This window comes from Ruegeria sp. AI2 (assembly GCF_056541275.1).
Genome location: NZ_JBQFYB010000003.1, coordinates 95,915 through 109,995, shown reverse-complemented (window position 1 = coordinate 109,995; position 14,081 = coordinate 95,915). Strand labels below are relative to the sequence as shown.

The following is a 14,081-nucleotide window of genomic DNA, read 5'->3' as shown; positions in this document are numbered from 1 at the left end:
TCTCCGATCCGTAATTTCGGCCAAGCTATCTTGTGCTGTCGGTCAGCAACAGTCAGGAAAGCCGTGACAAAGTCTAAAGTACCGAAATCGCCGGACGGGCGATCATCAGCCAAAGGATGGTCAAAACCGCCAGAAATGCCGGAACCCCGCAAGCAAACCAGAACCGAAACAAGCGGTAATACTCCGGTGGCAGTTGCGTTTCACGCTCTGCCGCCGTTCGCGCGTAGTCGCGCAACCGGATTTGAACCCAAACCACCGGCAACCAGAACAAGCCCGTCAAAACATAAAGCACCAGAGACAACACGATCCATCCTTCACCCAAATGCCACCCGATCTGCCAGGCAAGCAGAGCTCCGGTCACTGGTTGCAGGATGACGGCGGTCGTGGTGAACAGAAGGTCGGCAAGCACCACGATACCCGCCGTATGGGCGATGACGCGCGGGTCGTTTGTCCGGTGCGCCATCAGCATGAAAAAGGCGATCCCTGCCCCGGTTCCCAGCAGCACACATGCACCGACGACATGCAGCCATCGCAAGATCAGTTCAGGGTCCATCATCGGCTCTCAAACAAGGGCAACGCCACAAGCGACAGAATCATCGCGGGCAGGATTTTCACCAGCGGCCCCAGCGGATCCATCCACAATTCCGGCATCGTGACCGAAGCGGCAATCAGGTAGAATATGGCCACAGTCAACTGCGCCACACAGGCCCGCGCCGCCCATCGGCGCCACAGGATGGCCAGACCAAGTGCTATGTCGATCAGGGACCAGAACACAACGCTGGTCACCGCCAAGGCGGATGACCACCCCGCTTCGACCAGCATACCAGAAGCCGTGGACAAACCCGCCAGCCCAAACAGGCCCGACAGCAACCAGAACAGACTGAGTGTAGCAACGATCAACGGCATCAACAGCGTCATCCGCGGGGTCACCCGACACTCGCGCGCGCAAGGCAGCATGGCGTAGACCTCAGGCATGGATGCAATTCCGTGCCCGGCCACTGCACGATAAGGGCCGGGATCGCCGATCACGCCATCCGCCATGACCGTCATCGCCGTGCTGCGCAGCGGAGACCGCCAACCCAACAAGGCCAAACAGTCCGCAATGGCCGCAACGGCTTTTGTCAGGACAGGCGGCAGGACCAGGTGGAAGCGCGCGGCAGGAAACCCAAGCCACTGTCGCGTGCAGCGCACCACGTCCGACAAACTATGCGGGGTATCCTCGACCAGATCGTAATTACCCTGCGGTAGGCAACCGGCAACGGCAGCAATCACCACGTCACACAGATCGGGCATCCCCATGCATTGAACAGGTGTATCGGGGTAAGCCAGCGGTTGAACAAAAGGAACAGACGCCAGCATTCGAAGCAACGCCGTTCCCCCATAATCCGTTTGCCCGATAACAAGCCCCGGCTTTAGAATCCAAAGTGTTACGCCCGATGCGCGCAAAGCGGCATCTCCGCGTGCCTTGCTGCGCAGGAAATGCGTGCTCGCGTCCGGCTCTGCCCCGATGGCCGAAATCTGAACAACGCTTATGCCACCTGCCGCGCAGGCCCCTGCAAGGGCTGCGACCGCCATATGGTGCACCGCTTCAAGGTTGTCCTGCGCGTTATCCTGCAAAGCCCCTGCGCAATTCACCACGACATCGACGTCGGCCAGCAGGTCCTGCCAATCGTCCTTGTGCAACAGATCGCGCATATCGCCCTGTTTCAGCATAACCCCCGGCAGGACCTTTGCCCCTTGGGCAAGATTGCGCCCCATGCCTTGAACCGTGGCACCTGCGGCCGACAATGCCCGCGTGACGGCGGTGCCGATGAACCCATAAGCACCCAGAACCAATACGTTCTTTCCAGAAAGCTCGTGATCTGCCATCGGCCTTTGCACCTGTTTTGCGCCACTCTACCTATCCGGGAAGTTTTGACCAGTCGCGACCACCGTGCTGCGACATTTATGGATGGAACAGAGACCCGACGAGATACGCGATCAGTGCCGCCAGACCACCGATCAACAGCGTTTCGATACCTGACCGCCACCAGGGCGCCAACGACCACCGGCTTTTGAACGCACCAATCGCAAAGAAGACCCCCATCGTCATCCAGACCGACATCTCAAAAGCGTTCTCCACCGACGCCAAAAACGGCAACAGCGGGATCATCCCGGCCACAAGGAACGCGAAAAACGTGGCCAACGCGGCTTTCATCGGATGTGGGTCGACACTGCCCAGCCCATATTCACCCTCGATCATCAGGTTGACCCAATGTTCGTGGCTCGACGTGATCGCGGCGGTGGCTTCGTTCAGAATTTCCCCTGACAACCCTTTTTGCGACAGAATTTCACGGACCTCCTCGCGCTCGCCGTCGGGGTAGAGTGCGATGTGGCGTTCCTCGATCGCCCGAATGCGCCGTATGTTGTCCAGTTCGGCCTTAGTCCCCGAGTAATTGCCTGCGGCCATTGAAAACCCGTCCGCCAGAACGTTTGCCAAACCAAGTGCCACGATAACAAACGGGGATAGGCCCGCGCCCGCGACACCGGCGACAATGGCAAACGTGGTGACGGAACCATCAATGCCGCCATACACAACGTCGCGCAACACACCGCGCCCGGGCGGAGCGTTGATCCGGTCGGCAATTTCCTGCGGACTGTGACCGTGATCCGTCATGGTTTGCTCCTATTGTTCACTGGCAGAGTGCAGAAGGGTGTGGTCTGACGCTTTGCTCTGGATCAACCCTTGGAGAACAGACCCTGCAAGGCGCGTTTAATGATGCCTCGCGTGGAAGGTTTGTGGCGTTTTGAGAATGGCAGCGGGCGGCAGACCTCCATCGCGGCCACGCCCACTCGGGCGCTGAGCGCACCGTTGACCAGACCTTCTCCGAACCGTCGGGACAATTTGCTGAGAACGGACCCGCCCAGAACAGGTTCCAGCAGATCGTCACCAACGGCCACCGCCCCAGTTGCGACCAGATGCACAAAGACGGCACGGGTCAGACGCCAGCTTCCCAGCGTGCCAGCCCGCCCCCCGTAGATTTCCGCGACGCGGCGGATCATCCGTAGGGACGCGGCCAGAGCCGTTACAACATCCGCCAGTGCCAGAGGGACCAAAGCGGTCACGGTGGCAACCTGCCGTGCTGCGGCCTCAACCTCACGGCTGGCAGCGGCGTCGAGCGGGGTCAACAATTCATCCTCGGCAAGGTTTAAAAGCGCCTCGGCATCGAACTGTTCCCCCATACGCTCGGACAACCGCTCGCGACCCCAGCGGGTATCCTCGCGCCCTTTGTAGAATGCAATGATGCGATGTGTGACCGCACGCGCCTGAGCCAGGTCTTCATCAGCCAATGCAATATCCGCTGCACGGCGCATCCCATCAACACGGGACAACCGCCCCAAAGCCGCGAGCTCGCGTAGCGCGATGATCACCACCACCAGAACCAATGCAGCCAACAATCCGGCAAGGATCCAACCCAGAACGGGCATCCGCGTCACCAGAGAGGTTGCAAAATCCCAGGCGGCCACCGATATGGCGGCCCCGACCACCGAAAGCGCAAGCCCCCAGAACCAGCGCGCAAGGACTGAGGGTTTGCTGGCCGCCAGTCGGGCCGCGCTTTGCATCGCCTGCCCCTGAGGTGGCACAGTATCCGGCACCGGTTTTGCCTGCGCGACATCAGCAGCGGGTTCATCATCGTCAAGATCGATCAAAACCGGACCTTTAGCCATTTGTCGTATCCCTGCTGTGCCAGACAAACCTTATGTCCGGCAGGTTTTCATCGTTTTCTGCCCCATCGCTGCGCGCCACCTCGGCAAAGCCGTTTCGCTCATAGAACCGACAGGCGCGGGAATTATCCTGAAACGAGTACAAGCCCAACCGCCGCTGGCTTGCTTTCGCGTGACCCAGCAATTGCTGACCAATCCCCTGCCCCCGAGCTTGTGCATCCAGATAAAGTGAATGGATTTCACCACCATTCAGCGCCAGAAACCCGACCACGCCCGTCTCTGCCTCGGCCACAGTGACCCAGCCCTGATCAATCATCCGGCCGCAAAAGGCGATGGTTTCAGCACAGCTGTGCAATTTGGGCATCCAGTCGTTTTCCAAAGCGAAATCGTGCAGGATCGTACCGATTGTACCGGCATCTGTGGTGCGTGCGGGGCGCAGTGTCGCGATCACAATCTGTCTCCGATCAGAAACTGCGCTGCACGATCCAGTCGAATATGCGGGGGGCCGTCACCAGGTTTCAGGGTTAGTTTTGCCGGCGCAAAGGCCATGAACCCATAATCTTCGTTCAACCAGCTCTCCGCCCCATTTCGCGCCGGACCCAACAGATGCGTTGGATCCTCGGGCAATTGTCCAGGATAAAAAGCAGCCTGTTTGCCGCTGTCCAACAAAGTGCCACGCACGCATGGCAGATCGGTTCCGCCATGGCTGCGTATCTCTTCGGTCGTTGCACGCAGCGAGGCCAGAGACAGGGCCGCAGTCCGGGCCCCGGCGAAATTCGCACGATCGCGTGCCTCGCGCGTCAAAGCTTCGATAATCGCGGTCAGGCGGGGATGCTGCGTGTGGTGCAGGTGGTCCGCTTTTGTCGCAGCAAACAGGATGCGTTCGACTTTTTTACCCAGCAAAAGCTGGCTCAGCCATGCGTTCCGGCCCGGACGAAAAGCCGACAGGATATCAGCCATCGCGCGGCGCATATCTTCAACGGCCTGAGGACCTTTGTGAATTGCGCCCAGCGCGTCAACCAGAACCACCTGCCGGTCAATCCGCGAGAAGTGATCCCGAAAAAACGGTTTCACGACCTGAGATTTATAAGCTTCGAACCGCCGTTCCATCTCGCGCTGAAGGGTCCTGCGCCGCGACGGGCCAGTGATTGCCAACGGTGCAAATGTCAGAACCGGAGATCCCGCCAGATCACCCGGCAACAGGAAACGTCCGGGGGTACAGTCGTAAAACCCGGCATCGCGCGCTGCGTTGAGGTAGGCGGTGAACGACGCGGCCAGAGCTTGTGCGGCAGGTTCGTCGTGCTCTACCGACGGGTCTGTATCTTGGACCAGCGCCAGATACGCGGCAGCCTCGGCGCGGGTCTTAATCCGTGCCAGTGTTTCCTGAGACCAGTCTGCGTAAGACTTGTCCAGCAAGGCCAGGTCCAGCAGCCATTCACCGGGGTAGTCGACAATATCCAGATGGACCGTGCGCGGCCCTTGCAACCCGGCAAGCAGCCCGGCGGGACGGGCTTTGAAGGACAAGCGCAATTCAGATACCGCGCGCGTGCTGTCTGGCCAGTGCGGTGTCGGTCCCGTCAGGGCGGACAGGTGCGATTCAAAATCAAACCGGGGCACAGTGTCATCCGGTTGGGGTTGCAGAAAGGCGGCATTGATTCGCCCCTCCTGCTGCGCAACCAGCCCGGTCATACGGCCCCGATCCAGCAGATTGGCAACCAACGAAGTGATGAATACTGTTTTACCGGACCGCGCCAGCCCGGTGACACCCAAACGGATGACCGGCTCGAAAAATGTCTCGGACACGCTGTCGCCGATACTTTCGACGCCACGTGCAAGACTGTCTGCCAGTGAAGAGATGACCAATCCGCCGCCCCGCAATTTTCCTTTTACCCAAGATAGGTAGCGGTCGCGACACATACCAGCGCTTTCGCCCCCTTGCCCGATCCTGCGCTGCGCTGTACCAGCGGCACATGCCCAGATATGCGTTGAAAGTTGAATACCAGGGGGAACCGTTTGCCGGATGGCAGCGGCAAAAGGATCAACCATCTGTACAAGGCGCCATCGAACAGGCCCTGTCCCGTATTCAGCCGGGCGACCACACAATTGCCGCAGCGGGGCGCACGGACGCCGGTGTTCACGCCCTGGGGCAGGTTGCCCACTGCGACATGGCAAAGGAATGGGACCCGTTCCGCCTGTCTGAGGCGCTGAACTATCACCTCAAGCCTCTCCCAGTGGCCATCGTAAAGGCCGCCCCCGTGACCGAGGATTGGCACGCGCGGTTTTCGGCGGTTGAACGGCAATATCTGTTCCGCATCCTGATGCGCCGGGCACCCGCAACCCACGACCGGGGACAGGTCTGGCAGATTAGCCACCAGCTGGATGCCGACGCCATGCAGGAAGGGGCAAACAAGCTGCTGGGCCGGCATGATTTCACCACGTTCAGGTCGTCGATCTGTCAGGCGGCCAGCCCGGTCAAAACCCTGGATGAACTGCGCGTTGAACGGGTCGCAGGCTTTTCCGGCCCCGAGGTTCATTTCCACGTGCGCGCCCGGTCGTTCCTGCACAATCAGGTGCGCAGCTTCGTTGGCACTCTGGAACGCGTCGGGGCCGGAGCATGGACCCCGGAAGATGTGCGTGAGGCTTTGGAGGCCGCCGACCGCGCTGCCTGCGGGCCGGTATGTCCGCCGCACGGACTGTATCTGGCGCGGGTCGGATACCCGGAACCGGTGTTCGACTGATCTAAACCGCGCGCAGAAGCAACCCGCCTGCAATCACCGAAATGACAAGTCCCGCCACCAGTTCGATGGAGGGTGCCAAAACCGACGCAAAGCGCGTGGCCGAAGCCGAAGCCAGCAGCCCGCCGCGCAGGCCAAAAGACGTCCATCCGACCAGCGTAGTCACAGTCGCCGTGCCAAGCGACATGGCGAAAGCACCCGCGATCCCCACCATGGCGATGCCCATTTGCCACGTCAGGATCAGTACGAACAAGGCACCGGTACAAGGCCGCGCAGCTATGCCTGCGATCAAGATCAGGGCTTCGCGCAACGTGCCCACATTTGCGACCTCGTCCGCGGTTGGACCATGACGATGACCGCACTCCGCGCAGGCTCCGTCATCATGATGGTGCTGATGGGCGTGATCGCAAGGGACATGCTTTTTTCGTTGTCGTGCGAAATTGCGCACAGCCCGAACAACCAACCATAGCCCAATCAACGCAATGGCTCCGTAGCTGATCGGAGCCATGACCTGTTCGGTCGCCCCAACAAGGCTTTCGCGGGACATCTGAAAGACCAGCACCCCCGCGTAGACCAGCACAACCGCCGTCACCGCCTGACCAAGACTGGACAATACGCTGATCGCGGACAACCGCCAGAAGGCGACGCGCCGACCCAGCCCGTAGCCGCCGATCAAAACCTTCCCGTGGCCCGGGCCCACAGCATGAAAGAATCCGTAGGCGAAACAGACAGTCAGAAGCGTGGCCACCGCCTGAGGCTGTTCCGCGCGCGCTGCACGCAAGGACCGTGCGATCTGGTTCTGAAAGTCCCGCTGCTCTCCGGCTGCCCAACCTGCCAGACTGTCAAACCCACCACTGCCCCAGAACCAAAGCAGCAAACCAAAGGCCAGAGCGACCGGAACAATCAGGAAACGGGACATGAAATGAGGACCTCAGTCGCAAAGCTCTCACCAACCAAGGGAATATCGTTTTCCTCCAGGTCGTAATCCGCGTCCAGTGTCAACAGAAACGCCTGCATCTGTGCAAGCTGCCCGTCTATGTCAGGGTCGTTACGATCCATCTGGCAAGAATCCGGGCCCGTCACGGTTACAGGGCGCGTTATCTCATAGGCCGTATAGAAGGACTCATCAAATGCCTTGGCGGAAAGCCCTGTGGCAAGTATCGCTTCGTCTTCGACCGCCCGCAAATGGGTGGTTACAATCCGCCCGTCTTCCGTTGTCGCGCTGGGCTGTATCGGGCGGGACAGAGCCACCGGTGTTCCGTCTTTAGTGAGCACGAGGTCGCCGTTATATCCCTCGACCCATTGCATATCGAACCCGCTCAGACGTTTTTCTTCGCTTTCGGTCAGAATACCGTCAGCATCCTGATCCAGATTCATGTCTTCCAGAACAAGCAGAGAGTAAAATTCGTCATATGCCCACGTCACCCGGATATGGGTCAGGTGACCGGCCTCATCCACGATGAACTCCAGCCCGGTGTCGATAAAGACATGCGGGTGGGATAGTGCCGGGATCGGCAGGCAACAGGTCATGACGGTGAAGAGCCAGCGCATATGCGCAAGATAGGTCTGACGGGACACGACGACAACGGCCTTTACACACGCCTGCGGAAACTGGCCGACTTTCAGACTGGCGGGAACAGAACCAGTGTTTGTAGGGCCGTCCCTACAGGACCCTGCGTATCAAAAAGCACCGACTGAGACATGCCGATGCCCGTAGGTTGCCAATGTGAAACCGAACTGGACGCCAGCCAATCTGACACCGGTTCGCGGTGGATATTCACGGTCAGATCGGTGTTCATGAACCCCATCTCCGACGTCGGAGCATTCCACGAGATACCATTGCCGCAATCCGCCAACGGGCACAGTGCCTGAATGGGCGACTGATCTTCGCCGCTCAACAGCTTTGGGGTGCGCATCCAGACCGTTTTGGGTCCGGCACCCTGTTTGCCGTCTATGGGATAAAGGATGTCACTGTAGTGGGCAAACCCCTTCAATTCGTGACGAATCTCGCCGATTGGAAAAGGACCTTCTACTGCGTCTTCCAACTGTGGCGCGCTGGTTTCGACGTTTGCCACCGCGCCCAGATCGCGTCGCGCCAGATGCATGGTGGTGGCCGTGGCGCAGAGTGTGTCATCCAGGTCGTGCACCGTAACCCGTGTGGTCGCCAACGTCTTAGTATGACGCGTGGATTCTGCGGCAACCCGCAACCCGGCCAAGGGCAGAGGGCGCAACAGGTCAACTGTCAGGCGGGTCAGCATCTTTTCGGGGCCAACCTCGGTTTCCGCCGCCCGCACTATCAACCCGCTTACCGGCCCTGCGTGGCAATGATCGGCAGACCATGGACCGCGTGCAGGATCATTTCCGACAAACGCCCCATCCTCGCGCTGACAGAAATAAGTCTGATCCGTGAAGTCGAGCCCTGCCATCAGTCCCCTCTGGTCATTCGTTGCGTGGTGTGCCTCGGCTCACTCATCCCGGTAACCGGTTGCGAAGTAACGTGGTTTCCCTTGCGCGAGGTGAGTGGTATCTTCACGAAACTGTCCTTTTCGGGTTTTGAAACCGGGCTGTACTTTTAGGCACGAGGATGGCTTAACAGACCTGATCCTGTCCACCGCTGTGACGGGACGTCACCACATCACATCCAAGTGGGGTCGCATATGGCGTTGTTGATTGAAACCGGGTTGTCGGACTGGATTGGGGATGAGGAAATCGCCGCCACATTACAGGCCTTGGCGCCCGGTGCAGACATCCGCACACCCGGAACGCTGGGCGACCCCAACGACATTACGATGCTTGCGGTGGTCAGCATGCAAAGCAATCACCCGGCGAAGTTGCCCAACCTGAAACTGGTTCAGAAGCTGGGGGCCGGGGTTGAGACCATAGTTGGCCATCCGGACCTGCCTCCGCATATCCGAGTGGCACGTTTGAAGCCAGACGCGCCTGCTCAGGGCATTGCCGAATGGTTTTTGGCCTATATTCTGCGCGCTCAGCGCCATATGGTTTTTCACGAGGCATCCCAGAGTCGCGCTGAATGGTTGCCGCGCGCGCCTATCTTCACACCTGATACGGTTGTGGGCGTTCTGGGTCTGGGCCATATAGGGGCCCGCACTGCCCGCATGTTACATGCCGTCGGGTTTCAGGTCATGGGCTGGAGCCGCTCACCAAAGTCCATCGATGGTGTCACCTGCCTGCATGGGCAAGACGCGCTGCCTCGGCTATTGGGGCAATGTGATCACGTCTGTGCCATCCTTCCTTCGACGCCGCAAACCGCGGGTTTGTTTGACGCACAGACGCTGGCCGCGATGAAGCCGGGCAGTCAGTTTCTGAACGCCGGACGCGGAAACCTGATTGACGAGGCGGCGCTGATCGCGGCGCTGGATAACGGCTCACCGGGCCATGCCGTGTTGGACGTCACGTCACAGGAACCGCTGCCAAAAGACAGCCCCTTGTGGCGGCACCCTTCTGTGACGATCACACCGCATGTCTCGGGCTGGTATCTGGGTGATGCACTGTCGGATGTGGCCGAGAACTACCACAGGCTCAGGTCCGGCGATCCCCTGTTGCACGAAGTCAGCCGGGATCTGGGGTACTGATAACCAAGTCAGATATCAGGGCGTCAGGATCCAGTTTCCGTTACCGTCATTGCACCGGCGAGTCCTGATCTCGCGGCTTTGATCGCTACCTTCCGGCTGGATGACATGCTGAAGGCCGACGCAGTTGCCCTGAACGTTTTGCACCCGGACCGTTCCTTTCGAGCCGGTCTCGTCGTTTTGCCAGGACCGTTCCTGCCCTACAGAAGGCGTGCCATTGTTCAAAAGCGCATTCGAGGTTTCACTGACCACTTCAAAGTCTGCCGGGGACAGCCCCATCTCAGCTATGATTCGGGAGAGTGACTTGGCGCCGGCGGAACCGGTCATCAATAGGGCGCCACACGCGGCAATGACGGGTAAAAACTGGGCTTTCATTGTGGCCTCACAGAACTGAAATCATTTACGACCAAGGATATACCTCTGTTTCAGCAGGGCCAAGCCCCAGGGTGCCGACCTTCAAAATATCCCGAACAAACCTATCGCGCGTCAGGACCTAATAGCGCCGCGCCTTTGTCCCCATAGTGCCATTCAAACGATCCCGAGGCACACAAATGACCCATCCGACCTACTTCGCCCCGACCGGCGGCCACCCCGGCCAGAACCAGTTGCTAACCGACCGCGCCATGTTCACAGACGCGTATGCGGTCATTCCCAAAGGTACGATGCGCGACATTGTCACCAGCTATCTGCCGTTCTGGGAAGGAACACGCCTGTGGGTTCTTTCACGCCCGCTCAGCGGATTTGCCGAAACGTTCTCGCAATACATCATGGAAGTGCAGCCCGGCGGCGGCAGCGATCAGCCAGAGACAGACGCGCAAGCTCAGGCAGTGCTTTTTGTCGTCGAAGGAACAGTCACTTTGACGCTGAACTCGGAAAACCATGTGTTAGAGACAGGCGGATACGCCTATATCCCCGCCGGCAGCGACTGGACATTGCGGAACACTGGCCAGACGGCAACCCGGTTCCACTGGGTCCGCAAAGCCTATGAGGCCGTTCCCGGGTTGTCCGCGCCAGACCCGATCATCACCAACGAACGCGATGTGACGCCTGTCGAAATGCCGGGCACCGAAGGCCGATGGTCCACCACGCGGTTCGCAGACCCGCAGGACCTGCGCCATGACATGCATGTGAACATCGTCAATTTCGAACCAGGCGGGGTCATTCCCTTCGCCGAAACCCATGTGATGGAACACGGGCTTTATGTTCTGGAAGGGAAAGCGGTTTATCGCCTCAATCAGGACTGGGTCGAAGTTGAGGCCGGAGATTACATGTGGCTGCGCGCCTTTTGCCCGCAAGCCTGTTACGCAGGGGGGCCGGGCCGGTTCAGGTATCTGCTTTACAAGGACGTCAACCGGCATATGCCCCTGTCCCTGTCGCGCCGCTAAACGCTGGGCTGGCTGGAAATCGCAGTGATCTTTTGCCCCGGGGCTTCACACAAGGGTCGGAATTTGCTGAAATCCAGGTAACATCTTGTTTTGAGCATTGGAGATTTGTCCATGAAACTGCGCCTTGCCCAGATAGCCGTTGCCGCACTCTCTACCTCTGCAATCCTGCACACAGCACCCGCCATTGCGGGGGAAGAGACCAAATCCGTCTTCGTCATGAGCCGCAACTGGGCTGTGACACAGGTCGCAGACGAACCGGTCATTTATCGCGCCACACGCGACAACAACAACCTGAACCCGTTCGGCCCGCCCCCACGCCTTCGCACGACGCAAGCTATTGCTGCCATTCAACAAGCGACGGGCTGCAAGGTGATCTTCAACAGCATGTACCAGAATATCTCGGGTCAGTTCTTTTCTCAGGTCAGGTGCAAGTAAGCTGTTGCTGATCAGGCATTGAGATCGACCCGACGCCCTGCCATAGCTTGCGCATGAAACTCGCGATAAACGGATTCGGCCGCATTGGCCGCACGATCCTGCGGCAGGTTCTGGCCCTGCCCGAAGGGTCGGATATCGAGCTGGTGCTGATCAATGACATCGCGCCGCTGGAGACCTGTGCTTACCTGTTCAAATACGACAGCACCTTCGGCCCCTATCCCGGCGATGTGTCACAGGGCGATGCTACGCTGATCGTGGATGGACGCTCTGTTCCTATGACCCACAGTGCCGATCTGACACGCGTTGACTTGTCTGGCGTAGACGTAATGCTGGATTGTACTGGGGTCGCGCGCACATCCGACGTGGCGCGTCGCGGGTTATCTGCGGGCGCCAGCAAGGTCCTGATCTCGGGCCCTTCGCCTGCGGCCGACTTAACCGTCGTTCTGGGGGCGAACGAAGATCAGTTGGGCAGCGCCCGGATCGTATCGAACGCCTCCTGCACAACAAATGGGCTGGCACCACTGGTCAAAGTGTTGGACCACATTGGCGGTGTTTTGTCAGGCCATATGACAACTATCCATTGCTATACCAACAGCCAGCCCATGGTTGACGCCCCGCGCGGCGACCTTGCCCGGTCGCGGGCCGGTGCGCTGTCCATGGTTCCGACAACGTCCAGCGCCACACACCTGATCGACGTGGTCCTTCCACATCTGGCCGGGCGCATCTCGGGCGCCGCAGTTCGCGTCCCGACAGCCAGCGTTTCGGCGGTCGACCTCGTGGTCACGTTGGAACGCGGCATGAGGGCCGAGGATTTTGATCACGCTTTGCGTCAGGCTGTTGTCGCGTCACCGGTTTTGGGTTGGACAGATATGCCGCTGGTCTCGTCCGATCTGCGGGCGCGCCCGGAATCGCTTGTCATCGCCGGGCCGGAAACCCGCATGGTCGGTGAAAATCAGGTGCGCGTTTTCGGCTGGTACGACAACGAATGGGGCTTTTCGGCCCGCATGCTGGACGTGGCCCGCCTGATGGCCGCGCCGTGACCGGACTTACCTTCGTACTCAGCGTCGGGTCGGTGTCTATGGTTTAGGCCCCGCGACAGGGTTTTCTGTAACACGGACCACCTTACTGATCCGTTCAATCATGAAATCCATGAACAGGCGTGCCTTTGGATCCTGATGGCGCCGATGCGTGTATAGGCAGGCCATCTGAACTGAAACAGGCGGAGTTTCCGTCGCAACCGGTACGAGGCGGCCTGATTTCAGATGCTCGGCCACCTCGAAAACCGGCTTCATTGCAATGCCTTGACCGGACAACGCCCAATCCGTCAGTACATCCCCATCATCACATTCAAACCGCCCGGACACGGCAAAACGTTTCGGACCATCGGGCGTTATCAGCATCCACTGAAACTCGGTCGCACCCGGAAAGCGCAGATTAAGGCATTCATGCTTGTCGGCAATCAGGTCAGCCCCGGTCTTAGGCATACCGCGCCGCGCCACATAGTCCGGCGCAGTACACAGCACACGCTGGCAGTCGGCAATCTTGCGAATACGCAACGTGCTATCCTCGGGCTGGCCGATAAAAAACGCCAGATCCAGACCTTCCGTGGTCAGGTCAACCGAGCGATCCGTCAGGCGCAAACGGACATCAATCTCGGGGTATTCCGCAAGAAACTCAGGCACATGCGGAGCAAGCAATCGTCGCCCCACCCCCAGTGGAGACGCCACGAACAACGACCCGCGCGGTGCCTCGGTCAGATGTGTGACCTGAGCCTCGGCCTCGTCCACAGCATCCAAGACCGCCACCGCACCGGGATAGAATGCCTTTCCCTGCTCTGTTGGGGACAGGTTGCGCGTGGTGCGCTGGAATAGGCGCACACCCAGATGGTCTTCAAGCTGCGATATTCGCGCTGATGTCACCGCTGGCGAAATCCTCAGATCTCGCCCGGCCGCAGACATGCTGCCCAGATCGTAAACCCTGACAAAGGTTCGGATGTTGTCGAGATAGGACATTTTTTCGGTTTTTTTGATACCAAATGACAATATATTGGGAATACCGAAGAACCACCCGTTTGCCTAGTGAATTACATAGGGCAGAGGCCAAGGACCGGCCCGGACATTGGTTGTATACTGTTGGCTTTGGCCCCGGACTGCGGCAATTCCGGTCTGCCAATCGAGGTGCGGCAAAGCGATTGTGTCAGCAAAAGCCGGGACAATTCGGCCAAAATGACC

16 protein-coding genes are annotated in these 14,081 nt (G+C 59.4%); 5 read left to right on the top strand and 11 right to left on the bottom strand.

The genetic code is table 11. The features are described from left to right. Positions 1-73 precede the first annotated feature (73 nt). The 6 genes from ACR0LL_RS09400 to ACR0LL_RS09375 form a co-directional block, all read right to left on the bottom strand. Positions 74-553, bottom strand: coding sequence for a DUF2269 family protein (locus tag ACR0LL_RS09400; RefSeq protein ID WP_480586365.1), 480 nt, complete (start codon positions 551-553; stop codon positions 74-76). Next, positions 553-1,869 (bottom strand): SDR family oxidoreductase, encoded by a 1,317-nt coding sequence (locus ACR0LL_RS09395; protein ID WP_480586077.1) that lies wholly within the window; start codon positions 1,867-1,869, stop codon positions 553-555. Before ACR0LL_RS09395 ends, ACR0LL_RS09400 begins: the two co-directional genes overlap by 1 nt. 76 nt (positions 1,870-1,945) lie before the next feature. Beyond that, the gene (locus ACR0LL_RS09390; RefSeq protein WP_267367744.1) at positions 1,946-2,656 is read right to left on the bottom strand and encodes a VIT1/CCC1 transporter family protein; all 711 of its coding nucleotides are present in this window, start codon (positions 2,654-2,656) and stop codon (positions 1,946-1,948) included. Positions 2,657-2,718: 62 nt separating this feature from the next. After that, a complete protein-coding gene (locus ACR0LL_RS09385; protein WP_480586076.1) occupies positions 2,719-3,708 on the bottom strand; it encodes a YcjF family protein in 990 nt (329 codons plus the stop codon). Next, positions 3,701-4,156 carry an N-acetyltransferase family protein gene (locus tag ACR0LL_RS09380; RefSeq protein ID WP_480483988.1) on the bottom strand — a complete coding sequence of 152 codons (456 nt, stop codon included), beginning with the start codon at positions 4,154-4,156 and terminating at the stop codon, positions 3,701-3,703. The genes ACR0LL_RS09385 and ACR0LL_RS09380 overlap by 8 nt, the downstream gene beginning before the upstream one ends. After that, a complete protein-coding gene (locus ACR0LL_RS09375; RefSeq protein ID WP_480586074.1) occupies positions 4,153-5,568 on the bottom strand; it encodes a YcjX family GTP-binding protein in 1,416 nt (471 codons plus the stop codon). Before ACR0LL_RS09375 ends, ACR0LL_RS09380 begins: the two co-directional genes overlap by 4 nt. Before the next feature lie 107 nt (positions 5,569-5,675). Here ACR0LL_RS09375 and truA point away from each other — a divergent pair, with 107 nt between their 5' ends. Beyond that, entirely contained in the window at positions 5,676-6,443 is a 768-nt protein-coding gene (gene truA / locus ACR0LL_RS09370; protein WP_480586071.1) for a tRNA pseudouridine(38-40) synthase TruA, read from the top strand. A 1-nt stretch (position 6,444) separates the two neighbouring features. Here truA and ACR0LL_RS09365 read toward each other — a convergent pair whose 3' ends face one another. Genes ACR0LL_RS09365 through ACR0LL_RS09355 form a run of 3 tightly spaced genes read right to left on the bottom strand, consistent with a single transcriptional unit; the run spans position 6,445 to position 8,866 of the window. Then, positions 6,445-7,359: a nickel/cobalt transporter gene (locus ACR0LL_RS09365; RefSeq protein WP_480586067.1), complete on the bottom strand. Its 915-nt coding sequence runs from the start codon at positions 7,357-7,359 to the stop codon at positions 6,445-6,447. Beyond that, complete coding sequence (locus ACR0LL_RS09360; RefSeq protein ID WP_480586064.1) at positions 7,344-8,018, bottom strand: DUF1007 family protein; 675 nt, start codon at positions 8,016-8,018, stop codon at positions 7,344-7,346. The genes ACR0LL_RS09365 and ACR0LL_RS09360 overlap by 16 nt, the downstream gene beginning before the upstream one ends. A 44-nt stretch (positions 8,019-8,062) precedes the next feature. Next, entirely contained in the window at positions 8,063-8,866 is an 804-nt protein-coding gene (locus ACR0LL_RS09355) for a thioesterase family protein (protein ID WP_480586061.1), read from the bottom strand. Between the two features lie 231 nt (positions 8,867-9,097). On the opposite strand from ACR0LL_RS09355, the gene ACR0LL_RS09350 reads away from it, so the two are divergent. After that, positions 9,098-10,033, top strand: coding sequence for a 2-hydroxyacid dehydrogenase (locus tag ACR0LL_RS09350; protein ID WP_480586058.1), 936 nt, complete (start codon positions 9,098-9,100; stop codon positions 10,031-10,033). Positions 10,034-10,048: 15 nt separating this feature from the next. Here ACR0LL_RS09350 and ACR0LL_RS09345 read toward each other — a convergent pair whose 3' ends face one another. After that, positions 10,049-10,357: a hypothetical protein gene (locus ACR0LL_RS09345; RefSeq protein ID WP_480586055.1), complete on the bottom strand. Its 309-nt coding sequence runs from the start codon at positions 10,355-10,357 to the stop codon at positions 10,049-10,051. A gap of 224 nt (positions 10,358-10,581) precedes the next feature. On the opposite strand from ACR0LL_RS09345, the gene ACR0LL_RS09340 reads away from it, so the two are divergent. The 3 genes from ACR0LL_RS09340 (at position 10,582) to ACR0LL_RS09330 (ending at position 12,890) form a co-directional block, all read left to right on the top strand. After that, positions 10,582-11,415, top strand: coding sequence for a bifunctional allantoicase/(S)-ureidoglycine aminohydrolase (locus ACR0LL_RS09340; RefSeq protein WP_480586052.1), 834 nt, complete (start codon positions 10,582-10,584; stop codon positions 11,413-11,415). 111 nt (positions 11,416-11,526) lie between these two features. Further along, positions 11,527-11,850 (top strand): hypothetical protein, encoded by a 324-nt coding sequence (locus tag ACR0LL_RS09335; RefSeq protein ID WP_480586050.1) that lies wholly within the window; start codon positions 11,527-11,529, stop codon positions 11,848-11,850. A gap of 53 nt (positions 11,851-11,903) precedes the next feature. Next, the gene (locus ACR0LL_RS09330) at positions 11,904-12,890 is read left to right on the top strand and encodes a type I glyceraldehyde-3-phosphate dehydrogenase (protein ID WP_480586048.1); all 987 of its coding nucleotides are present in this window, start codon (positions 11,904-11,906) and stop codon (positions 12,888-12,890) included. A 36-nt stretch (positions 12,891-12,926) separates the two neighbouring features. Here the strand turns inward: ACR0LL_RS09330 and ACR0LL_RS09325 are convergent, their stop codons facing one another. Beyond that, entirely contained in the window at positions 12,927-13,862 is a 936-nt protein-coding gene (locus tag ACR0LL_RS09325; RefSeq protein ID WP_480586045.1) for a LysR family transcriptional regulator, read from the bottom strand. Positions 13,863-14,081 lie beyond the last annotated feature (219 nt).